This window comes from Zobellia galactanivorans (genome assembly GCF_000973105.1).
Lineage (GTDB): Bacteria > Bacteroidota > Bacteroidia > Flavobacteriales > Flavobacteriaceae > Zobellia > Zobellia galactanivorans.
In genome coordinates, this window is sequence record NC_015844.1 from 525,700 (window position 1) to 547,364 (window position 21,665).

Annotated in this window: 23 protein-coding genes and 1 pseudogene; 10 read left to right on the top strand and 14 right to left on the bottom strand. The window is 41.3% G+C overall.

Annotated elements, in window-relative coordinates; genetic code table 11:
* Positions 1 to 132 precede the first annotated feature (132 nt).
* Both ZOBGAL_RS01805 and ZOBGAL_RS23965 read right to left on the bottom strand, forming a co-directional pair.
* Entirely contained in the window at positions 133 to 804 is a 672-nt protein-coding gene (locus ZOBGAL_RS01805) for an SDR family NAD(P)-dependent oxidoreductase (protein WP_013991771.1), read from the bottom strand.
* Positions 805 to 841: 37 nt separating this feature from the next.
* A complete protein-coding gene (locus ZOBGAL_RS23965; RefSeq protein ID WP_316932900.1) occupies positions 842 to 973 on the bottom strand; it encodes a hypothetical protein in 132 nt (43 codons plus the stop codon).
* Between the two features lie 296 nt (positions 974 to 1,269).
* Between ZOBGAL_RS23965 and ZOBGAL_RS01810 the strand changes: the two are divergent.
* Positions 1,270 to 2,525 (top strand): annotated as a pseudogene (locus ZOBGAL_RS01810) (IS256 family transposase).
* A 19-nt stretch (positions 2,526 to 2,544) separates the two neighbouring features.
* Here the strand turns inward: ZOBGAL_RS01810 and ZOBGAL_RS01815 are convergent.
* The 12 genes from ZOBGAL_RS01815 to ZOBGAL_RS01860 all read right to left on the bottom strand — a co-directional run bounded on the left by ZOBGAL_RS01815 (position 2,545) and on the right by ZOBGAL_RS01860 (position 10,585).
* A complete protein-coding gene (locus ZOBGAL_RS01815) occupies positions 2,545 to 2,970 on the bottom strand; it encodes a hypothetical protein (RefSeq protein WP_013991774.1) in 426 nt (141 codons plus the stop codon).
* Positions 2,971 to 2,995: 25 nt separating this feature from the next.
* A complete protein-coding gene (locus ZOBGAL_RS01820; RefSeq protein ID WP_148560680.1) occupies positions 2,996 to 3,391 on the bottom strand; it encodes a DUF3592 domain-containing protein in 396 nt (131 codons plus the stop codon).
* A 248-nt stretch (positions 3,392 to 3,639) separates the two neighbouring features.
* Positions 3,640 to 3,783, bottom strand: a complete 144-nt coding sequence (locus ZOBGAL_RS23470; RefSeq protein WP_158499706.1) for a hypothetical protein — start codon at positions 3,781 to 3,783, stop codon at positions 3,640 to 3,642.
* 127 nt (positions 3,784 to 3,910) lie between these two features.
* The gene (locus ZOBGAL_RS01825) at positions 3,911 to 4,579 is read right to left on the bottom strand and encodes a hypothetical protein (RefSeq protein WP_046287288.1); all 669 of its coding nucleotides are present in this window, start codon (positions 4,577 to 4,579) and stop codon (positions 3,911 to 3,913) included.
* A gap of 159 nt (positions 4,580 to 4,738) precedes the next feature.
* On the bottom strand, positions 4,739 to 4,915 hold the full coding sequence (locus tag ZOBGAL_RS23475; RefSeq protein ID WP_013991778.1) for a hypothetical protein: 177 nt from the start codon (positions 4,913 to 4,915) through the stop codon (positions 4,739 to 4,741).
* A 95-nt stretch (positions 4,916 to 5,010) separates the two neighbouring features.
* Entirely contained in the window at positions 5,011 to 5,382 is a 372-nt protein-coding gene (locus ZOBGAL_RS01830; protein WP_013991779.1) for a hypothetical protein, read from the bottom strand.
* Complete coding sequence (locus ZOBGAL_RS01835; protein ID WP_013991780.1) at positions 5,379 to 6,410, bottom strand: hypothetical protein; 1,032 nt, start codon at positions 6,408 to 6,410, stop codon at positions 5,379 to 5,381. The genes ZOBGAL_RS01830 and ZOBGAL_RS01835 overlap by 4 nt, the downstream gene beginning before the upstream one ends.
* A 7-nt stretch (positions 6,411 to 6,417) precedes the next feature.
* Positions 6,418 to 6,807 carry a type VI secretion system tube protein TssD gene (tssD, locus tag ZOBGAL_RS01840; RefSeq protein ID WP_013991781.1) on the bottom strand — a complete coding sequence of 130 codons (390 nt, stop codon included), beginning with the start codon at positions 6,805 to 6,807 and terminating at the stop codon, positions 6,418 to 6,420.
* Between the two features lie 43 nt (positions 6,808 to 6,850).
* Complete coding sequence (locus tag ZOBGAL_RS01845) at positions 6,851 to 8,200, bottom strand: DUF5458 family protein (RefSeq protein ID WP_013991782.1); 1,350 nt, start codon at positions 8,198 to 8,200, stop codon at positions 6,851 to 6,853.
* Between the two features lie 18 nt (positions 8,201 to 8,218).
* Positions 8,219 to 8,671, bottom strand: coding sequence for a hypothetical protein (locus ZOBGAL_RS01850; protein ID WP_013991783.1), 453 nt, complete (start codon positions 8,669 to 8,671; stop codon positions 8,219 to 8,221).
* A 121-nt stretch (positions 8,672 to 8,792) separates the two neighbouring features.
* Positions 8,793 to 9,179 (bottom strand): type VI secretion system tube protein TssD, encoded by a 387-nt coding sequence (gene tssD / locus ZOBGAL_RS01855; RefSeq protein WP_013991784.1) that lies wholly within the window; start codon positions 9,177 to 9,179, stop codon positions 8,793 to 8,795.
* A 371-nt stretch (positions 9,180 to 9,550) separates the two neighbouring features.
* On the bottom strand, positions 9,551 to 10,585 hold the full coding sequence (locus tag ZOBGAL_RS01860) for a PKD domain-containing protein (protein ID WP_013991785.1): 1,035 nt from the start codon (positions 10,583 to 10,585) through the stop codon (positions 9,551 to 9,553).
* 154 nt (positions 10,586 to 10,739) lie between these two features.
* Between ZOBGAL_RS01860 and ZOBGAL_RS22520 the strand changes: the two genes are divergently transcribed.
* The 9 genes from ZOBGAL_RS22520 (at position 10,740) to ZOBGAL_RS01905 (ending at position 21,660) form a co-directional block, all read left to right on the top strand.
* Positions 10,740 to 11,279 (top strand): C40 family peptidase, encoded by a 540-nt coding sequence (locus tag ZOBGAL_RS22520; protein WP_158499707.1) that lies wholly within the window; start codon positions 10,740 to 10,742, stop codon positions 11,277 to 11,279.
* A complete protein-coding gene (locus ZOBGAL_RS22525) occupies positions 11,280 to 12,185 on the top strand; it encodes a hypothetical protein (protein WP_013991787.1) in 906 nt (301 codons plus the stop codon).
* Between the two features lie 6 nt (positions 12,186 to 12,191).
* Positions 12,192 to 13,058, top strand: coding sequence for a TssN family type VI secretion system protein (locus ZOBGAL_RS22530; RefSeq protein ID WP_013991788.1), 867 nt, complete (start codon positions 12,192 to 12,194; stop codon positions 13,056 to 13,058).
* A gap of 10 nt (positions 13,059 to 13,068) precedes the next feature.
* Complete coding sequence (locus ZOBGAL_RS01880) at positions 13,069 to 14,211, top strand: hypothetical protein (protein ID WP_013991789.1); 1,143 nt, start codon at positions 13,069 to 13,071, stop codon at positions 14,209 to 14,211.
* 10 nt (positions 14,212 to 14,221) lie between these two features.
* Entirely contained in the window at positions 14,222 to 14,731 is a 510-nt protein-coding gene (locus ZOBGAL_RS01885; protein ID WP_013991790.1) for a type VI secretion system transmembrane protein TssO, read from the top strand.
* A gap of 7 nt (positions 14,732 to 14,738) precedes the next feature.
* Complete coding sequence (locus ZOBGAL_RS01890) at positions 14,739 to 17,204, top strand: ATP-dependent Clp protease ATP-binding subunit (RefSeq protein ID WP_013991791.1); 2,466 nt, start codon at positions 14,739 to 14,741, stop codon at positions 17,202 to 17,204.
* 183 nt (positions 17,205 to 17,387) lie between these two features.
* Entirely contained in the window at positions 17,388 to 17,822 is a 435-nt protein-coding gene (locus ZOBGAL_RS01895) for a GPW/gp25 family protein (protein ID WP_013991792.1), read from the top strand.
* Positions 17,823 to 17,853: 31 nt separating this feature from the next.
* Positions 17,854 to 19,722: a type VI secretion system baseplate subunit TssF gene (locus ZOBGAL_RS01900; RefSeq protein ID WP_013991793.1), complete on the top strand. Its 1,869-nt coding sequence runs from the start codon at positions 17,854 to 17,856 to the stop codon at positions 19,720 to 19,722.
* 102 nt (positions 19,723 to 19,824) lie between these two features.
* The gene (locus tag ZOBGAL_RS01905) at positions 19,825 to 21,660 is read left to right on the top strand and encodes a type VI secretion system Vgr family protein (RefSeq protein WP_013991794.1); all 1,836 of its coding nucleotides are present in this window, start codon (positions 19,825 to 19,827) and stop codon (positions 21,658 to 21,660) included.
* Positions 21,661 to 21,665: the final 5 nt, after the last annotated feature.

Genomic DNA, 21,665 nt, shown 5'->3' on the forward strand with positions numbered 1-21,665 from the left:
TTTTTAGATTGACTGTCATGTTCGAAACTTTAATTAAATCCAGAAGCCCTGTTCATTCCCCAATTAGTAGGACAGGTTTTCTACAAATCCAGGTTAATTTATGCTGCTTTTTTAAATATGTCCATTGGCCTATCAAAGGGCTGTTGAAACTGTTACATCTTTCCACGCTTCGAGATCGGTTTTTACCTGCTCCATTTTTTTATAGGCTATATCATAAGCATCTTGACCAAGAAATAAGTGTAGTGGAGGATCCATTACTTCACTTATTTTTATCATAGCGTTAGCTGCCTTTATAGGATCTCCGGCTTGATTCTCATCAATTTCACGCAGATGTGCTTCTTGTATTTGACGGGCTTCGGTATACTCAACAATTGGGTTAGCGGGTACGGCTATAGATCCTTTCTTTAGAAAATTAGTCTTGAAATATCCAGGATGTACAACTGTCGCCTTAATTCCAAATGATTTAATATCAGCAGCCAAAGCCTCTGTAAAAGCCGTTACTGCAAATTTGGTAGCGCTATAGATACCCCAAAAAGGAAAGTTTGCAGTATAACCTGCAATAGAAGATATGTTAATAATATGTCCGGATTTTTGTTTCCGTAGGTAAGGCATTGCTTTTCTAATGACATGTGCCAGACCAAAAACATTTACATCAAAACTAGCCCTTATCTCGGCGTCAGAAATTTTTTCTAGTGTTCCCATCTGGCCATATCCTGCATTATTAACAATAACATCAATTTGCCCGAAATGAGCGACTACGGCCTCAATAGCTTCTTGCACACTTTGCTCTTTTACTAGATCCATTTCAATCGGCAGAAACGTTTTAGTAACTTTACTTACCTCATTTTTCTAATGATTTTATATCGCGTGAGGTTGCTGCTACATAATGTCCACTAGCTAGTAATTGCTTTACAAGTGCTAATCCCAAACCTTTAGATGCTCCGGTTACAAACCATACATTATTCCTGTTCATAATTATTTTTTTTTGTTAATTGCTGACTTATATAGTTTTTTTATAGTTATCTAATTTTTAATACAACAATGATTAAAGTGTTAAATACTTTCAATACTATCTGTGAATTAAAGAATGGGTTTATGAAAGAATCAACAAGTTGTTTGTGATCCGAAATTAGGATGTTGTTGAAAAATATGATATCCTGATAAAGAATGATTTTTGAATAGTGGTTAATAAGGATAATATATTGATAGACTGTAAACTGAACTCTGTCTGAAAAAGATTATAATTATTAATTTTATTCAGACAGAATCATGACAAAGAAAGAACAGACTGAATTTGAAAAAAAGGTGCTCGAGCAGTTCATGTCGGGCAAGAACCTATTCGGAGAAGGGGGCGCCTTTGCCCCCCATGTTGAAGAATGTAATCGAGAAGGCCCTTGAGGCGGAGATGGACGGCCATCTGGACGAGGGTGAGCGCGCCAAGGGCAACAAACGCAACGGCAAGGGAAAAAAGACCCTGAAAAGTGGTTTTGGCACCTTCGACATCGATACGCCCCAGGACAGGCAGAGCAGCTTTGAACCGGAACTTGTAAAGAAGCGACAGACCATTTTGGCCGACAACCTCTCCGACAAGATAATAGGCCTTTACGGTCTTGGCATGAGTTACCGCGACATCTCCGCCCATAGAAAGGAGATGTACGACACCGACATCTCTCATACCGTCCTAAGCCAAATAACGGATAGGATCATCCCGGACGTAAAAGCATGGCAGAACCGCCCCTTGGAGCCTCTCTATTGCATCGTATGGCTCGATGCCATGCACTACAAGGTAAAGGTCGATGGGAAGATCGAGCACAAGGCCCTTTATAACATCCTTGGCATCAACAAGGAGGGCTATAAGGAAGTTCTGGGGATGTACATCTCCGAGAGCGAGGGTGCCAACTTCTGGCTCCAGGTACTGACCGACCTGAACAACCGGGATCCTTATCGCCTGTACCGACAACCTGAAGGGCTTTACAGAGGCTATCCTGAGCATATTCCCAAAGACCCAGGTGCAGAAGTGCATCGTCCACCAGATACGGAATTCCCTCAGGTATATCGCCTCAAAGGACCAAAAGGAGTTTCTTCGGGACCTCAAACAGGTGTACCGTGCCACCAGTAAGGAGGTGGCCGAGGACGAGCTCCTGGCCCTGGGCGAAAAATGGGGCGGTAAATACCCTGTGGTCATCGAATCTTGGCAGAACAACTGGGAGGAACTCTCCCAATACTTCCAGTACACCCCGCCGATACGCAAGATGATCTACACCACCAATGCCGTGGAGGGCTTCCACCGACAGGTGCGAAAGGTCACCAAGACCAAGGGGGCCTTTACAAACGATATGGCATTGCTCAAGCTGGTCTACCTGGCCACCAGGAACATCGAGAGGAAATGGACCTCGCCCATCCAAAATTGGAGTCTAGTGGTCCAGCAACTTTATATTAAATTTGGGGAGAGGATACCCTTGGATTTAAATCCCAATCCCTCTGGGGCTAGCCCCAGAGGGATTGACAGATCGGACAGAGTTTAATTTACAGACCCTTCATAAGTCAATTTATGATCTCCAAAGCACTCAAATCGACTTCAACTCTTTCATATGTAGCGGTATCCACTTCATCGGGTTGCTTTATGACCATTAGACTATCCCTGAATGTCACTATTTGATATAGCGGTTCTCCGTTTGAGTAAATAAGGTTATCAACGATTTTGTAGGTGGAACGGAAGCCTATGCCCACCTTGTACTCGATCAATTGTCCCTGACCGTCAAAGACCAGGTAAAAATGGTCCATACCGTCCCCATCCCCAGTTTCGTCGTTCAGTTCGTCGGTGACATCCACCCCATCGATGCTCATGGTAAAACCCGTTTCGGGTCTTGAACGGCGCTCATAGTGCCAAGTACCTTGTAGGTCAACTTCTTTTACTTGGCACGAAACGGCCAAGGGAAACAATATGATCCAAACAATAAAATACCTCATTTCTTATCTGAATTTAACTGAACACTTATTTTACAAACTCGACCGTGGTTTTGTATTTCTCGTATTTGCCCAAGTCTATTCGGCTATACTGAGGATTTTCGGAAGAATAGTACACGGGAAACTCCTGGCCAACGCAACCTTTTTTGCCGTTGTCGCAGTTAAAAGGACTAACACCTGTCGACCCAATATATTCCTTATCATCCACCCAGTAACGATATTTTAAACCATATCTAGCTCTTGTAGAATGGTAAAATTCAATTATCTCCCCATTTGTTTTTTTTTGATTGTCCGCAATATCATATTGTTTATATGTGGCATATAATATACCTAAAGCCAAAACCAATAGACCAATTACAAAAGCAATTGTATCCTTGGAGATAGACCCTGGAAACTTATTCCTCAGAGCATCCATCTTTCCCAATAATTTTAGTACCCGTTTGACCTGCCAAAGTAAAGGTCATTCCTCTACCTACTGTCACCGTAATTATCTTTTTTTCGTCAGCATTATCAAATACCGCATATATTTTTGCGCCCTTTTTTCAAGTTTACCCTGTCAGCATATGACCGAAGTTTTAATTGGGGGTGCATACTGCTCGTTTAGGACATACCCCCAAACGAGTATATCTAAATTAATGAAAATAGCCCGGATTCTCCAGTTATGACCGGTACCTAAATATTATGCCATATTTTGCCCAATTTGGCCAAGTGGGCCCAGAATTTCATACCTGCTCCGCCTCCATTAGGAATAACGAATAAATCCCGAATACGGTATTTGACGAGCACGGTCCGTGTTACTTTAGTTATCGTTTTCATCGCATTGTCTAAAAACATAAAAGATATCTAAAATATTGGATAGCTTTCTTTTTAGTTTGTACCTATTCTTACTTTGTAGGACACTCGTTGCAAGCGAGTGCTAGCGGGCGAGGTTCTTAAAAAAGAATTACTCAAATCCTTTAATAGTAATTTCAGGTAACCTCGGGAATTCTACAGCCTTATATCCCATGCCTTTTAATTGAGTATTGACAAGGAAAGCTTTTAGATAATCATCTGAATTGTGCAAAAGATATATATGTACATCGTTTTGAGGTGATAAATCTCCATAACTCAAATTTGGGTAATTCTCACTGTAATTAGCACAGAAGCCTAAATATGTAATTATCGAATCCGTAGCCATTTCATACTTCTTGTCCAAAGGCTCATTTTGCCACTCTTTTAGAAAAGATTCGACCTTACCTGACACATAGCCTACAGTTGCATTTGAGTCTATTTTTTGAGGCAAAATTTTTCTAACTGCCGTTAGATATTCGGGACAGTTTTCCATTAGATCACCGGTAAATTTTACTGCAAAAGCATATGCTACCTCCATTTCATCGTCCGTTCCTATTTGTTGGGCAATCTGATTTCTTATAGACTTAACTTTATCCGGATTGTTGTTTCTTAAATCTAAACCAAGTTGCGTCATATCCTTCAAGATATTTTCAGCTGAACTATTTGATAAATCTAGCTGCTTAATGCCTTTACAGAATTCTGTAGACATCTCTTGCGAAAAAGCTTTTTCTTTACAAGAAATAGCAGAAATCAAAAGGACGATCATTAATATAAACCTCATAGCTGCTTTTTTTTATCCACATTATAAAACGTAACCAACACTTTTGGCCCCTCATTTTTCACTACTCGCTATATTTGACATATCAGCTAATAGTTACCTAGTCCGAACCATTGAACCATGACATACACTCTTTCCTTTAATAAAACGCTGAAGTTTTATCTATAAATTTTTGTTCTTCATTCTGTTCCCGATTGCAGTACCTACACCACCTAAAAGTCCTGCCGTTACAACTTCAATCCAATTTATGCCACTGTTGGGCTCTCTTGTCAAAGAAGAATAGACTATATAAATAATGACCGGTACATAGGATGCTATGGTGATCAAATTGTTTTTCATACGGGACACTTTAATTTAGAACGTACCAAATATTAGATTATTTTTTTACGCTAAAACTGAATGTAGTAGAATCATAAACATAAAAAGAACATATACTATTCTATTTTGCTTTTTAGCTTGAAGCCCGCCGCTTCAACGGCCTTGGGGTCGGTAATCATTTCGTCTAAAAGTATCTCATTTATTTCAGGTTTTTTACTTGAGTATCTTACCTTGAAGTATTTGTTGACCCAAATACTATTTACCTCTTTCAACTTAGTTGAGCCATCATATTGACGACCTTCAACAAAAAAAATAAAGTCTGCATAAGTGGATGCATTTTGGTGTTCAATGGAAGTACATTTTCCGATAGTATAAGTTGAGTAAAATTTGAAATGATAAATTGTGCGAAAATATTTAAATGAAAAAAAACAAATGGCTAATACCAGCAGTAATTTCACCGGTTTTTTGGAATTTAACCAATCCATCATTTTTCCATTTCTTTTTTAACTTCAACAACAATAGCAGTTTTAGTACTATTAGCTCCCATTTTCAGAATGTTTTCTAAATACCCTCCCATACTTTTATTAAATTCTGAAAGCCCTAAAGAACTAATATTTTGATTTATACTATTTCTACCCAACATACCAAATGAAAAATTAATAGCAGTTTCACCAAAACTATTTAATTGTGGAACGTAACCATAATCACTCCTAGAACTTACGGAAGATTTTAATAATACGGAAGAAGCGTTTACCTTAAAAACTCCTGACATTGTAGCCTTTAATGGATCTACCTCTTTAAAATCAAACCCATTCCCAACATATTGAGAAGTAGCATCGGCAGCTATTGAAGTTAATGAACTACTAACACTGCTTTCTAAGCTGAGCCCAGCACCACTACCAATTATCGTACTCTTAAGATATGAACCAGACCCTGCTATTAATTGTCCTTCAGCAATAATGAAAGGTAAGGTGTTTGCAGTTCCAATAACAGCCACAGGAACACCAATAGTAACGCTTATTATCTTTTTTTCATCAACATTGTCAAACGCTGCATATATTTTTGCATCTTCTTTCTCACTTACGGTCACCGTCAACATCCTATTGAACAACCGTTTAGACCCCGATATGATATCAGATATTTCCTTACTTGAAATACTAAATTCCCTAACCCTTTCATAAGTACAATAAGAAGTATAAGAGTATTGAGTATTTATAGGGACTTCAACATAATCAATAATAAAATATCGATTATAACCAAGGTTATTCCTAAGAGGTGTTCCTACTTGAATCCGGTCATTTTCTGTTTTTGTAAAATACCAGTCATAAGTTTTTGTAGTAGTTCTTTTCAACTCGGCTTTCACAAAACGCTGAAGACCATTAGCCGCAGCATTTTTAATTCTCTGCTTGTCGGCCAAGGTCAACTTTCCATTCTTGGATAAGCGTACCCGGGTCAAAGATTTATTGATCTCGAGCTTTAACCTTTGCTTTTTAGCTTTTAAAGAATTGGCATCCATAACTGTACTACTCCCCCCAACGATTCTGAAAGACCATATCACCGATTTTAATGCTCTGTGCCGAAATAACGATGCGCTTTTGCATAGGCACATCATCGATGGCGTCAAATTCTTCCTCAAGGCTAACACAATAGGCCTTGGTAAACTCCACCCGTTGCAATTGCGACATGGCGTCGCGCTTATAGAAGATAATCGTTCCGTCCTTCGTTTGATCTGAAGAAGACATCCAATGGAACAGATCGAATTTTCCCTGGGATTCCAAGGTAATCATGATTTGACCACCCAATGGTTTCCCGGCAGGTTTGCCCGTAGAATCCATAGGTTGTTCAAAATTATAGGTACAGTGCAAGACGTTGTAGTCCTGCCCATCAATAATGAGTTTTGCTAAAAAAGACATAGTTGTAGGGGTTTATGTGTTTTAGAACTTTAAAAACGGGTTATTAACTTTGTTGGTAATCGGTATCCCATTCGGCACCCTCATCACCTTTTTGACCGTCCATCTTAATCAAGAAGTTTTTGGCCGGGAAATAAGGTTTTAAACGCACGTCTAAATAAATACGGTCCTTTTGATTAATATCCTGTTCGAAACGACGGATCTCAAAATTCTCGATCAATTTACCGGGACCAGTAATTTCATCCAAAAAGCGAACGATTTGGTTTTGTATTTCCTTTCTGGTTCGTGCATCGAAGTTTTCAAAGGCCCTTCTGTTAAGGAAGTCCATCAACACTTTGGTCACATAATCGAAAACACGTACTACGGAATAGGTCTGTAGCCCTAGGTTGTCACCATTGAACAAGGTTTTGGCCGAAAAGGCCATTACTTTGCCATATTCATTTACCATAGGTACCAATCCTAAGTTTTCTAAATTGGCAATCTCACTTTTCCGAAGGTCAAAACGCACTCCATCAACTTCACTTAGTCCACCGTGCTTTTTACCAGCGGTAACCTGTGACATTAAGGTCTTGTATATTTTTCCCGCCAAGGCTCCAGAGGGCGGTACATGTACATCTTCTTCTTCACCTACCTCATCATACTTACCTCTACCGACCAACCAGTTACAGGTCATGATCGTATTGGACAAATAAGCATCGCCACTGGCCAAGTTGGCACTTTCGAACATTTCCATCACATCGTCCGGTTCATCTAAATGCGCAAAATCGGTAACCAAGGTCACTTTGTTTTCATGGGCCAATTTTGCCCATTTATCCACAACCGATTTTGAACCTAGATAACCTGGAAGCACCATAAGCGAATAGTTCTCCCTTAGGTCTAAACGGTCATATTTAGACACCAATTCTTCACGTATGTAATCAAAGAAACGTGTATTGTCCAAATCGGTCAATTGGTCCAATTCGGCATTGACCACGGTTACGTTCTTCAATGAAGGTAAATCGGTGTTTTTATAAAATAGGGCAACAGAACGGTAAGAGGTCTCCAATTCTCGAGTCTCTTCCAGTGCCGTTTTAATATTTTTGGTGTATGTTTTTTGTGATTCTTGAGCCTTATCATCGGCAGCTTGTACCAAGCCTATGATATCATCCCCTGATTTCAAGGTATCCGACCAAAGCGATAAAATTTTCAAAAGCGACTCCCGCTCTTGTTTTTTATTGTTTTCGGTAAGGAACATTTTTCTACGTGCCTTACGATCGGGGTTTAGGTTCTGAACATCATCAATAGCAGATTCTAATAAATCAAACCCACCGTATTTGGCAAGGTTATCTGATTTTTCCTTGATTTGCTCAATGAAAGGTTTGTCACTTAGTTGTGACTGTTTTAGTTTATCGGACATATGTGGAATAGAATAAGGTTATTTGGCATTTTTGATTTCCTCGATAAGCGCATCAATAGTCTCAACCAATGATTGTTTGGCTTCAGGGTCTTCCAATGCCGCTTTTAAAATTTTGTTGGTCTTCAATTGCTTGATGATCTTTTTGTATTGATCACTTTCAATTTCCAACTCTTTTAAAAACACACTGTTATTTGTAATTCCCTTTTTACCAAAATCACCTAAGTTGGTGAACGAAAGTTCCTCATTAAAAACGCCACCGTCTTTATCCTCGAACGGGATATTCAGTTTAGGTTCAAAATGCTCAAAAGCATCTTCAATTGTCCTAAGTCCTTCAATAGCCTCGGGCTTTACCGGAGCATTTGGGGTCAACTTACCTACAATTAAAGTTCTATTCTGTGGTATTTCGGTCAAGGCCTCGTTTGCGTCGCCTTTTACCTCATTACCACCTATACCTAGATTACCTATAGCCATAAATTATAATTTTATTTTCTAAATTTAAATAAAAAATAGTTATACGTACAATATATACACAATTAAACGTAAAAAGGAGGCATAAGATTGCCCCCTTTTATAAATAAAAGTCCGTATATGGTTATACCCATTCATTGACATGTTCACCACCACCACTGGCCAATTCCTTGGCAGAAATAGTAAATGATTCAGTTAATGGGTTCTGACCGGTAGCATCAAAGTTTTCTTTGTACTTGATCAAATAACCTTCCTTGAATTTAACTTCTTTTAAAGTTGCGTCAGTATCACGCTTAATAAAGACAATACTTCCGTCTTTTCTTTCAAAGTTGTTGGTCATCCATTCAAAAAAACCGGTTTCCCCATTTGATTCAACAGTCATGTTGATTCTGCCACCACGGGTAACAGAAGAAGGTCTTCCTGTTGGATCAACTTCTTGGTTTAAATCATAAGAACAGTGTAAAACGGTAAACTCTTTTCCCGCAACTTTCAATTTTGCTTTAAAAGCCATAATAAATAATTTTTTGGTAAATAATACCTGATTAATAATTAAGTAACGTTACATAAGAACGCTGCTAAACTATTGACTATCACTAAAACTTGCAATTTTTTTCGACGAAATACCAAATCATAAAACCTCGAAAAAGCGTATTAAAACACGGGGAACACCAGTAATAATCAGTACCAGAACAAAATCTCCCCCTTATTGATTTTTTGATTAAAATGTTCGTAAAATTCTTTTATCGACATTACGAAAACACTTTAAAATTAAAAATCAAAACATACATTTAAAGTAGTTGTTTTCCTATAAAACTTAACTTGAAACATTTTTGACATAAAAAATGTAAGGGGAACGATTACTTTCAAAAACCGTGCATCCCTTTAAAAGGTCTTCCAGAACAAGCCTTTTTTGGTTCGCATATCGATGGTCATACTTTTTACGCAACCTGTTTTCTTATCCTTGATCATTTTTATACTCTTGATCTCTAGTTTGTTCACATCCCTTATTTCCTTAAAAAACTGGCTCACCGTAAACCGGTTGCCTGTTTTATTGAAAACAGGTATATTACTATAACAGAAGTATTTTCGAATGGAAATATCATCAAGGTTCCTACCGGAATAGGAAATAAACATTTGCTGCATATCATCGTTTGACACTTCTATTCTATTGGCAACTTCTTCCTTTTTCCTTTGTTCCGCATCCGCAGCAGCCTTATCTTCGGCCTTGGGTTTATCCCTTATCTGATCTTGAAGAACCGTTTCAATAGGATCTACACGGGTTATGCTTGCCCTTCTTTTTCTACTTTTCTTTTCCGGCAAAACGGTAATCCGCTGCTTGGCTTCATGACGCCTATCGCCATTCACGACCAATAGAACGGTTTTTTCCCCGGGACTCTTATAGACATACTTCTCTTTGCGATTGTTGCCATCAATGGTCATCGACTCCCCAAAGCTCCATTGCCACGACTCGGCAAATTCCGAATCGTTCGAGAATTCAACTTCTTGGCCGACCCTTACGTATTCGGGAAGAATTATATTAGGAATCAGTTCAGGAACGATCAGGTCCTTCGGTTTTGAAATTTCAATCTGTTTTGTCACCCCGCATTGACCGTTCATTTTTAAGGATACCGTATAAGTACCTTCCTTGGTGAACTGATGCACCACATTAGACCTGTATTTTTTAGGAATATCTTTTCCAAAATCCCACTCCCACTCCACGCCCGATGGGTCTATACTTTTAAATTCGATCAAATCGGCAGTGGTATAAGATTCGGCAATCATTTCAAAATCAACATTGCTACAGTCTACCTTACTGTTCAATCTAAATGATAAAAGCCCAAGACCAAAAATCACCAATACTAAAAAAGAGATAAATACGTTTTTGTCAAAGTGGGTTTTAATCCTTTTATGAATCATAATTAATATCTAATTTTCGGTTATGGTTTATGTATCTAAAAGTACTATTCATTCGATGAAATTAAAACTTGTATTTATCTTAGTTATTGTGTTATCGATTTCTTGTTCGAGAAAAACGTTGCAAAATGAGGATTACTCCTATTATAAGCGTGAAATGGAAAAATACAAACGCCAATCGGAGAACAAGAAGCCTGTTCAAAAAACTACGGCTAAAGTAATAAAAAAGCCTACCGGTATGGGCTATTTATCTGCCGAAGAGAAAAAAAAATTCGCTCAATTATTACAAGTGAGCGAAGAATCGATCCAAAACGAAAAGCTATATGCGGCCATTAAGGAATGGCTCGGCACCCCCTACGATTGGGGAGGGGAATCGAAAAACGGGGTAGATTGTTCGGCCTATGTGCAAGCTATTTACCGTAAGGCGTACGGCAGCGAGCTTCCAAGAACCTCAATACAGCAGTTTTATTTGGACCCCGAATCACATTTTAAAAACCAGAAATACCTAAAAGAGGGCGATTTGCTCTTTTTTCGGCTCCGTAATGAAGATCGTGTGGTCTCACATGTGGGTATTTATTTACAAAACGGTAAATTTACGGGCTCAAACTCGCCACATGGTGTAGAGATCGTCGATCTTAACAATCCATATTGGCAAGATAAATATGTAGCCTCCGCCAGGTTATTAAACATTCAATAAATGAAAGATTTCCCCGAAAACGACATACGCCAAGAGGTATTCAATTTGGATTTTGACCTAAAGGCGGAAACCCTACTTTCCTATATTGAGGAAGATACCCAGGTCGATCTTTCGCTCAGCGACTTTTTTAAGCGTCGCTTTAGTAAAGATATCACCCGTATTGAAAAAGACCGTTATAATGATGATACCCTGAACGTTCACCTAAGTCGACGTAGCTTTTACAATGTTTTGCCCGAACGTTTCTTTCATTCCACCTATATTAGTACTCCTTTTGTAAATACCATGGTGGCGGATTACCATGGCAGAAAAATTGAACAGGAGAATGCCTTGAAGTTTTTCAAACCCTTGGAAACCGAGTTCTTTCTTCATCGTGTCGATATCGAATCTGCCGAAAACGAAATCCTAACAGCCTTGGGAAGTCCCAAATTGGTTGACTTTTTAATGGATTTATGGAAAATAGACGAAAGGATTCCGAAACGTATGGCGGCAAAAATTTTAAAAACTATGCCGTTCATGTATAAAATAGCCGGAAATATTCCGTTGTTAAAAAAGATACTTGAAAATATCATAGAAGAAGAGATCTTGATCGAGAAAGATTTTGCTACCGCAGGCCTACCTGTTACGAACGAACCATGGCAACTTGGCGTGAATATGGCGACCTCGGGAAAACAAAAGACCTTTCTGCCTAAATATATTTTTACAATGAACAACATTAGCCGCCCTGAAAACATAGAGGATTACCTGCCTGACGGGAAAATAACGGCTGTCGTCAATTTCTTTTTGGAACATACCTTGCCCCATGAAAGTGATTTTGAAATCAACTTCAGGCTACCTAAGCGTAAAACAAGATTTATAATGACCGAGGACGCCTATTCAGGTAGACTTGGAATATCGGCAACAATTTAACACCCCATGATCAAAAGTTACTTTAGAAAATTCATAAGTTTTGAATCTATAATGCCCTTTGCCATTGTTTTGGTGGTAGTGGCCCTGGTTCTTCATTTCTTGGGTTCAAAAACCCCCGGGTTTAAAACCAGGCGCAAAAAATACTATGTCTACCTAGCGGCCAATATAGTGGTTATGGCACTCTTCGTGGCCATCATATATAACCTGAAGCAGTCATCTTTACTATTACGGTATTTTTCAATGCTCGGTTTTGCCACCATCATGGGGGTGGCCAATGTCTTCTTTCACAGAAGCATCTTTGAAAAATTCGACACCCACCAAAAGCTTAAGGAATTGGTGTTCGCCATAATTTCCGGATTGGTATTAATGGTTCCTATTATAATGATAGCCGCACATTTTAACGACCTGCAGTACTTGCCTTACTACTTTTTGGTCATTGCTGCCTATGTATTCCCTACCAGCTTTTTCATCCTATATGAATATTCCATTTCCATTCCCGCAAAACTATTTACCAAATGGTATTACCCCATGGGCAATAAGTACGATGCGCCAAAGCATTACGAGCTCAACAACATGATCGTTCTGAATTTTATGTTCTACAAGAATGCCAATTCACCGAATATGACCAGTTTCAAGGCGAAGGCGCCAAAAGATATGGACTTCGGAAGATTGTTCTATTTCTTTATCAATGATTACAACAACAAGAAAACAACGACCAAAATTGAAGTTACCTCCGATACAGGAGACCCCCATGGATGGTACTTTTACAGTAAACCTAAATGGTATGGGACATCAAAACATATAGACCCGGAACGCACCGTGGAAGAAAACAACCTAAAAGATAGCGATACAGTCGTTTGCCAACGTATTTAAAATAAGACACATGATAGAAGATATCAAAAATTTCAAGATCAATTGGGTAGATGGAATGAAAATCTCAAAAGAGCATTTTCAAAGCCTTCAAAACTTTGCTGAAAACAGTATAAAAGATGCCTTTGTTGTACGCATGGGGAAATACGGACACGGATTTCTTGCCTCGCATCTCTTTGGCAACAACGAATACGCCATAAACCTTGATATTCACAAGAGCTTAAAGGTTTCATTCAATAGATTAAGGGCCGTCACCCCCAATGGCAACCGTATCGAGATCACCGAAAACACTCCCGATGTCAAGGAAGAGATCGTAGTGGCCGAGCTGGCCGACAAAACACTGGAGGAAGGTTTCGTCTTGATCAATATCGACACGGCAAACCCTATTCCTTTTGGCAATCAAGACCCCGCTGAAGTCCCCCCAAGGCTTCCCTACCTTACACACGGGTATTTTTTCTCCTTTGTTAGTGCGTCCGACCTAGAAAAATCGGGCTTGACCGGCAACCAATTACCCATTGCCAAAATCGAAAAAGAAGGCAAGGGATTATCAGTGGCCACCGACTACATTCCTCCCTGCACTACCCTTGGGGCACACGAAAGTTTGATTCATTTTTACAACGAATCGGAGAGCTTCCTAAAAATGACCGAGCGCAATGCCATTTTGATCGTTCAGAAAATCATGTCAAAACAAAGTGACAACCCCATTGCCGATGCCATGAAATTAGTGGTCGACAAGATTTACGTATACCTTGCCCAACAGATTACCAAGGTGAAGTGGGAAGAACACGACATGCATCCTAGGGAATTGTTGCAAATCCTTGTAAGTTTTGCTCGGATATTCAAAGGATCCGTAGATATATCGTCTCCTGAAAACAAAGAACAGCTCTTCAATTATTTTGGGGAATGGACAGACCTTAAGGGAGGGGACTATGAAAAATTGTTCACTGACGTCATCAACCTACAGTACAATCATAACGACGTTAACGAAAACCTTCAGGTAATCAACGTCTTTATGCAGACCATCGACAGGTTGCTCACCGTTCTCACCCAAGTCGATTATATCGGTAAGCGTAGGGATATGGGCATCTTTGTTAACGAAAACATTGTAGAGGAAAAGCCTAGAAAATCTAGGGGCACTTCATTTTTGGCCGAATAAATATTGAAATATGGAAGTACTTAATAAAAACGAACGCATCTCTTCTTTTCTGCTTTTCTTACTGATGTTCGCCATCTCGGTAGGCATTCTTTTTACGGCTTTTTTCTTTAGCTATAAATTACCTTGGAAAGAAAACGAGGTACTCCGTGCCGAAAACCAGAGAATACGCTATGAATTTTTATACCAAAAACAATTCATGACGGCATTGGAAGATATCGACAAACAAATTGATTCCCTAGACGGTGCCAAGGACGGTTATTTCTTTTTGGAGCAATCGATCAACGCTGATCTTATCGACCTAAAAAGTGACATCCCGAAAGACTCCCTAGACGACAGGGGCATGTACGAAAACCTCATCCTCACCTATAAAAAACTGGTCGATGCCAAGAGGGACCTAAAACAGGTAGAAAGTGCCAGAATGGATATTGAAGACCTGAACGAGCAGATTGAGGAATACGAAAAAGAAATCAACAAGTTAAATACGGCATTGAGCCTTTCTCAACGTTTGAACAGAAATTAACCGACCTATGAATACTGAATTGGAAAAGGCCATACACATCGCCACTCAAATTGCCGATGAATACCAACACGATAGTTTCGGACCTGCACATCTGGTCAAAGCCACCCTTCATCGCGATTTATCGCTCTTACGTTTTTTGCATAACAAGAACGTAGATGTGTATTTTATCGAGGAATGGGCCGAGGTTCGTTTAGAGGAATACCCAAAACGCACCAGCCGATCGGGCGACCTTAAGGCAAGTCCGGAAGCACAACTTGTCTTTAACGAAGCCGAAGACATACAACAGAAACTCAACAAGGAGGAACCCGACCTGATCTGCATCTTTATCGCCGCCATTACGCCCGGCGTAGGCTTTACCTTTGACCAGCTAAAGTCAATACCCCTGAGCAGTAACCAATTGCTCGACGACCTTATAAGCCAAAGAAAAACCGACAAATCGGGGACGGTCAATACAAAAACCGCCCCGGGAAGCACCCCTCCCAAATCTGACGGCGTATTATACAAGTACGCAAAAGACCTATTGGAACCGGCCCGCGAAGGCTCGTACGACCATATCGTAAACCGCGATAGGGAACTAAAGAAAATTATTGAGATCCTCAGCCGTAAAAACAAGCCGAATGTGATCATTCAAGGGGAATCGGGTGTAGGCAAAAGTGTTTTGGCCCAAAATTTGGCAAGGGAGATTGTCGGCGGAAAAATCGTTGAAAACCTAAAGGACGCCCATCTTTTTGAAATCGATACGGCCCTATTGCTCTCCGGTGCTTCATATAAAGGGGAGGTCGAAGACCGCCTGCAAAACATTTTTGATGAAGCCAAGGCACTTGTAAAACCTATTGTCTTTATAGACGATTTCCATTTTCTTCTACAGGATGCCTCATCGAGCCAAGGAATTTTGAACGTCATCAAGTCTGAGCTGAACAAAGGCGAAGTCATTCTTGTAGGGGCGACCAACTCTGACAATTACAGAAAATATATCAGCAACGACGATGCGCTCAACAGGAGGTTTGAATCCGTCACCTTGGAAGAGCCCGATAACGAAATGGCCTTTAGGATCCTACAAAGTATCGGCCAAACCTATACCGACCATCACGAGTTGCAACTTACCGAAGATACCCTTCGCGAAGCGATACGATTGTCCAAAAGGTATTTAAAGGAAAAAAGCCTGCCCGATTCCGCCCTAGACTTATTGGACCGGACCATGGCTGCGGCCAATGTATCGGAGCAGTCCCTTCCCAACGACCTTGAGGAATTAAAGGCAAGGATGGAAGCCATTGAGGAAAAAGCCGAAGAACGCGACGAAGCCGAGAACATTCAAGAAATCGACTGGGTCTATATGGCCTTAAGGAATAAATTAAGCCCTATCGTACTCGGGAAATTCGACACCGAAGACGCCTTCGGATTTCCTTCCTATAACGAAAAATCCACTTACCTTAAGAATATCATAAGCGCTATTGACGCGCACTCGAAAACACCCCGTGAAGCCGTACTCGAAGAAGATCTGGCCGCCATGGTTTCGAGTATTACGGGAATACCCGCAGGCAAGGTACAGACCAAGGAAAAAGAACGTTTGATGGATATGGAGGACACCCTTAAGAAAAGGGTCATCGGCCAAGACAATGCCATTAAAACCGTTACCGAAGCTATTATAGAATCGCGTTCAGGACTTTCAAAAGCCGGACAACCTATCGGCTCTTTCTTCTTTTCCGGACCCACGGGAACGGGAAAAACGGAATTGGCGAAATCATTGGCAGAATTTCTTTTCAACGACGAAAGTGCGATCATTCGTTTTGACATGTCAGAATTTAAGGAAGAGCACTCTGCAGCCTTGTTATACGGTGCGCCTCCGGGCTATGTCGGCTATGAAGAAGGCGGGGTCTTGGTCAATAAGATCAGGCAGAAACCCTATTCCATTGTCTTATTCGATGAAATTGAAAAAGCCCACCAGTCGGTATTCGACGTATTTCTCCAAATATTGGACGAAGGCAAACTCAGCGACCGTTTAGGCAAGGTAGGCGATTTTTCAAATGCGGTAATTCTCTTTACCTCAAATATAGGCTCCGAATTTATAAGCAAGGCCTTCGAAGGGGGCTCCGTTCCAAAATCGGACGAGCTGCTCGAAATAATGGCCTCTTATTTTAGACCGGAATTTTTAGGACGTATTACAGAGATCGTCCCTTTTGCACCCATCTCGGAAAAGAACGCCCCTACCATTTTCGACCTTCATTTAATGAAGGAATTATTGGTACTTACCGAACGCTTGGGTATTACCCTTGAAATAGACAAGGAGACAAAAGAGCACCTATCATTAGACGGCTTCTCCCCTACTTACGGGGTTCGACCACTTAAAGCGGTCATCCGGAACAAACTGAAAAGACCCCTATCGAAAATGATCATCTCCGGAGAAATCAAGGCGCCACAGACCGTAAAAGTGGAAATGAAAAATAAGGAGGTAGTTTTTTCCGTTGTTGAATGATATGGAAGAGCGAGTGGTTAGTGGTCAGTATTAAGTATTAAGTAGTCAGTACTAAGTACTAAGTAGTTAGTGGTTAGTGGTTAGTGGTTAGTGGTTAGTAGTCAGTACTAAGTATTAAGTAGTTAGTAAAATGAAGAAATAGCAGGTCAAAAGCAAACTGCGAACAGAATAAACAAATCTAGAATGGCAAAACCCTATTATCAGGCACCTTTTGATTTTAAGCGTTTTTTCGAGAAGAAAGAGCTCAAGAAAATCGGTATGCGCGACTCTATCTCCCAGTTTATTAGCGTGATCATTACGACCTATTTCGAGGAGTATACGTTTGATGAAGCTTTTGGTAGTGAAATATGGGAAACCGATTTCGATCTTTTGATAAATGCCAACGTCCTTAAGGAACGCATCAAAAAATCGCTGAAAAATCAGATTGAAACCTACGAAAAACGCCTTTCGAATATCGATTTGAACGTTGAGCTCATGGAAAGCCTGTCTTCCAACACCAACAAAGTAAGACTCAAAAAATATCTATATATCACTATTAAGGGGACCATTATAAAAACCGATGAGCCCTTTTCATTTACAGGGGATTATTACTTGGCTCCCTTGTCGTACAAACATTGATGATCAATAGGTAAATTAAAAAAATATACGTGTGAAAAGTCTATCCAAAGAGGAAATTAAAGATCGTCTAATCCGCAGGGCCGCTGACACTTGGGGGGTCGATGAAATGGAAATTGAATATTCATTCGATCCCATCGTCGGCATCCTTTTCGATGCTTGTTCGCATGAGTTCGAACGCATATCGGAAACCATAAAGACCAGCCGAACCAAGATTACCGAGCGCTTGGTAGATCTTTTAACACCGGAAATATCGGTAACGGCCAAACCGGCCCATGCCGTCATGCACGCCCTACCCTTGGATTCGCAAATAGAAATCAACGGAAAAACCCAATTCTTCAATAGAAAAAGAATGCCCTTGTTCAACAATTTCAATGGCAGGGAAGGGTTTACCGATTTTTTCTTCTGTCCTTCGGGCGATTTTACCCTGAACAATTGTGAACTGAAATATATTGCCTATCCCGACAAGATCGTATCCTACGGAAATCAAAGAAGTGCGCCGTGGCTCACGAAAGGCGATTTCTCCGGTGCCCCGGAATCATCCGCCATATACCTAGGGATCCAGCCCGGTAAAGACCTAAAGGAATTAAAGGAGCTTTTATGTTACTTTGACCTCCTCAATTTCTCGAACAAAGAACTATTGGTACACCACTTGGGCATTGCCGAATGGTCCGTAAACGGTATGGCTTTGGAAGTTACCAAGGGATTCCCTCAAAAAGAGGCCGTTAGGGACGATTATAGTGCCTATATCAATGAAGGTATACAAAGTAAGATACAGTTTTATGAAGATTACGTAAGGCAGTATTACGAAGACCATTTTTACACCATTGAGGGCCAAGTGCCCTTGGCCGATAACTTGAAGCCACATCCGGAAATTTTCAAGGAGTTTTTATCGGAAAAAGATATCGCCATGTTCCAAGAGCCGCTTCTATGGATCAAAATTTCCTTTTCTTCCGTGGTTTCCACCCCAATGTTGGAAAACCTGCATTGCCATATCAACTGTTTTCCCATATTGAATAAAAAGACCCATAGCACCAGTAGGCGTTTACAGTCGTATTTCAATATTATCCCCATGGAATCGGAAAATGATTTCTTTTTGGATGTCAGCCATGTGGAGGGCGATACCGGCAATAAGTATTATGTACATAACAGGGACAAAAAAGACGAGGTAAGGCCCCAGGCCTACTTGCGTTTTGGAGGGGTCAGCCGTTTTGACGAGCGCGATGCCTCCGAACTATTGAACTACACCTTAGACCTTTTAAAAGAAGACAGCGTGGCCTTCTCGGCCATGGGGGACGACTTTATCAATTCGAATTTAAAAGACCTGAAACAGATCGTTTCCCGCATAGAACAACAAATAGAACTCCGCGGTTTTAAGAAAAATAAAATTCCTTATTTGATCATTAACAAGAACAGTATCAACAAAAATAGGGACACCATTATTTATGCCGATTATTGGACCACCTCAGGTGAAAAGGCCAACAAGATCAACCCCTACAGCAAGCTGCACCAATATTCGGGAACGGCCTTTAAACCCGAATCATTGGTCTTGATCACGGGTACCTTGGGAGGGCACGACGAGCCGTCCCCAAGTGAAAAAATCTACGCCTACCGCGAACACATTCTCTCTAGGGGAAGAATAATAACCCGACAAGATATCGTTCAACATTGCTATGCGATTTTTAAGGATAGTATTACAAAGGTAAGCATCAAAAAAGGCGTCATGGTTTCCCGTGACAATTCTGTGGGCTACACCCCTACGACCGATATATATATTACCCAAAATAGCGAGACCAATTATAGTGAAGATGATTGGGAACATCTGAAAAAAGAATTGTTGATAGGCATTAAAACGCGTTCGGCCAATGTATTGCCCTTCCGTGTTTTTTATACCTCAACTTGATTTTTTTGTAAGAAAAAGCAACTTGCAGTTTAACGAAAAAACAAGTGTTATTTTGTACGCTTTTAATGTTATTATTACTTTAACCTCCGTAAACACTGCCTTATGTCCAAAATAGTAAACAGCAAACTCCTTGTAGGAGGAGAGGAATTCTTGCCCAATTCGGGCTATAGCGTTACCGTAGAACAGTCCATTGGAGGGCACAGCGCCTTCCGTATCGCCTTCCCTTCCAATGCCACCGAAGGCTACGCGGGCGCCTTGATGGACAATGCCCTGGCCTATGTGGGCAAGAAGATCACCATCGGCATCAACGAAAACCAAATGGAATTCAAGGGCGTGGTCACCTCGGTAGACCTCCAAAAGGGGGCCGATGCCGCAGGTACCATCGTACTGTCGGGCCATGGGCCGGCGGCCCTCTTGGCCAATTCCGTCCAGTGCCTTAGCTACGAAGAGGGTACGCCCCTATCTCAGGTGGCTACCGATACCGTGAACGGACATTCCACCGAACATGTAAAACTTTCCATCGGCAAGGGCACCGACGTAAGCCTGCCCTATACCGTACAATATAACGAGAGCGACCTGGCCTTCCTTCAACGGCTCTGCAGCCGCTATGGGGCCTGGATCTACCATAACGGCACCGATTTCTGCGTGGGCAGGACCGGGGACAAACAGGTGCACGGCATTTACGGACAAGATGTACAGGGCTTTAACCTTTCCACCGTGCTCAGGGAGCAGTCCTTCGGACTTAAGGCCAGGGACTGGGTCAACGACACCGATCTGGAAGCCGATGCATCGGCCTTCGCCCCAAGCTCGTCACACCCCTACCAAGACCGGATAAAGGGCGAATCGCAAAACGTTTTCGCCAAGAGAAGTTCCTATGATTGGAGCGTAGGCCAGCACGAATACAGTGCGCAAAGCGGCGTAGATACCGCCACAAAGGTCAACGCCATGGGAAAGGCGGCCAGTATGATATTGGCCTCGGGCACTTCGGAGCTCGTGGGCCTTCGCGTCGGCGATACCCTCACCTTGGAAGGGCTCAATTTTTCCGACCAGGGCAAAAAGGACCCCTACGGTTCCTATGATATCACCAAGGTCGTACACAGGTTCGACCATAGCGGACATTACCGCAACGAGTTCGAGGGCGTGCCCGAGGGCACCGAACACCTGCCCTACTCCAACAGTTTTGCCGCTCCCCGATCGGGCGCGCAAAGGGGCTGGGTGCTCGACAATGCCGATCCGGAAGGACTCGGACGTATCAAGGTGCAGTTCCCCTGGCAGAGGCCCATGGGTACCAGTACACCCTGGATAAAGATGGCCACCCCCTACTCCGGTAGCGACAAGGGCTTTTACTTCATCCCCGAAAAGGAAGAAGAGGTCTTGGTCGGTTTCGAGGCCGACAACCCCGAAAAGCCCTTTGTACTCAGTGCCGGCTTTAACAGCAGTGCCAAAAGCGGCCTGGCCGATGCCGACAACAACATCAAGGCCATCAAGACCCGTAGCGGGCATATCATAGAGCTCAACGATACCGACGGTGGGGAGAGCATTACGATCAAGGATAAGAATGAGAATATTTTTCAGATCGATACGGCGAGTAACGACATTACCATCAATGCGAATAACAATGTAAATGTTAATGCAGAAAATAACGTTACGCTTACCGCCAAGGAAACCATAAAATTTTCAGCTAAAAATATACAATTAGACGCACAGGAAGATATTACGGCCGGAGCAAGTAGAAATATTAGTGCTAGTGCTGGAGAAACCGTCAATACCATGGCCAAAAACAAAAATGATATTATCGACAACGAAATTATGATCAATGCTAAAAAATTAGAAGAAACTGCTGACGAAATCTCCGTGAACAGTACATCCAAAAATTTGACTTTATTTTCTCAAAAATCTGTTGATGTACAAAGCAATGAAAAGGTAAAATTATTTTAATCCTT

What these genes read in the sequence shown, in the direction of transcription:
- ZOBGAL_RS23470 (WP_158499706.1), bottom strand. Translation starts at nt 3,783, where the DNA reads ATGAAAACGATAACTAAAGTAACACGGACCGTGCTCGTCAAATACCGT.
- ZOBGAL_RS23475 (WP_013991778.1), bottom strand. Translation starts at nt 4,915, where the DNA reads ATGAAAAACAATTTGATCACCATAGCATCCTATGTACCGGTCATTATT.
- ZOBGAL_RS22530 (WP_013991788.1), top strand. Translation starts at nt 12,192, where the DNA reads ATGATCAAAAGTTACTTTAGAAAATTCATAAGTTTTGAATCTATAATG.
- ZOBGAL_RS01805 (WP_013991771.1), bottom strand. Translation starts at nt 804, where the DNA reads ATGGATCTAGTAAAAGAGCAAAGTGTGCAAGAAGCTATTGAGGCCGTA.
- ZOBGAL_RS01830 (WP_013991779.1), bottom strand. Translation starts at nt 5,382, where the DNA reads ATGATGGATTGGTTAAATTCCAAAAAACCGGTGAAATTACTGCTGGTA.
- ZOBGAL_RS01880 (WP_013991789.1), top strand. Translation starts at nt 13,069, where the DNA reads ATGATAGAAGATATCAAAAATTTCAAGATCAATTGGGTAGATGGAATG.
- ZOBGAL_RS01895 (WP_013991792.1), top strand. Translation starts at nt 17,388, where the DNA reads ATGGCAAAACCCTATTATCAGGCACCTTTTGATTTTAAGCGTTTTTTC.
- tssD (WP_013991781.1), bottom strand. Translation starts at nt 6,807, where the DNA reads ATGTCTTTTTTAGCAAAACTCATTATTGATGGGCAGGACTACAACGTC.
- ZOBGAL_RS01815 (WP_013991774.1), bottom strand. Translation starts at nt 2,970, where the DNA reads ATGAGGTATTTTATTGTTTGGATCATATTGTTTCCCTTGGCCGTTTCG.
- ZOBGAL_RS01835 (WP_013991780.1), bottom strand. Translation starts at nt 6,410, where the DNA reads ATGGATGCCAATTCTTTAAAAGCTAAAAAGCAAAGGTTAAAGCTCGAG.
- tssD (WP_013991784.1), bottom strand. Translation starts at nt 9,179, where the DNA reads ATGGCTTTTAAAGCAAAATTGAAAGTTGCGGGAAAAGAGTTTACCGTT.
- ZOBGAL_RS22525 (WP_013991787.1), top strand. Translation starts at nt 11,280, where the DNA reads ATGAAAGATTTCCCCGAAAACGACATACGCCAAGAGGTATTCAATTTG.
- ZOBGAL_RS01885 (WP_013991790.1), top strand. Translation starts at nt 14,222, where the DNA reads ATGGAAGTACTTAATAAAAACGAACGCATCTCTTCTTTTCTGCTTTTC.
- ZOBGAL_RS01845 (WP_013991782.1), bottom strand. Translation starts at nt 8,200, where the DNA reads ATGTCCGATAAACTAAAACAGTCACAACTAAGTGACAAACCTTTCATT.
- ZOBGAL_RS01905 (WP_013991794.1), top strand. Translation starts at nt 19,825, where the DNA reads ATGTCCAAAATAGTAAACAGCAAACTCCTTGTAGGAGGAGAGGAATTC.
- ZOBGAL_RS01825 (WP_046287288.1), bottom strand. Translation starts at nt 4,579, where the DNA reads ATGAGGTTTATATTAATGATCGTCCTTTTGATTTCTGCTATTTCTTGT.
- ZOBGAL_RS01850 (WP_013991783.1), bottom strand. Translation starts at nt 8,671, where the DNA reads ATGGCTATAGGTAATCTAGGTATAGGTGGTAATGAGGTAAAAGGCGAC.
- ZOBGAL_RS22520 (WP_158499707.1), top strand. Translation starts at nt 10,740, where the DNA reads ATGGAAAAATACAAACGCCAATCGGAGAACAAGAAGCCTGTTCAAAAA.
- ZOBGAL_RS23965 (WP_316932900.1), bottom strand. Translation starts at nt 973, where the DNA reads ATGAACAGGAATAATGTATGGTTTGTAACCGGAGCATCTAAAGGTTTG.
- ZOBGAL_RS01860 (WP_013991785.1), bottom strand. Translation starts at nt 10,585, where the DNA reads ATGATTCATAAAAGGATTAAAACCCACTTTGACAAAAACGTATTTATC.
- ZOBGAL_RS01890 (WP_013991791.1), top strand. Translation starts at nt 14,739, where the DNA reads ATGAATACTGAATTGGAAAAGGCCATACACATCGCCACTCAAATTGCC.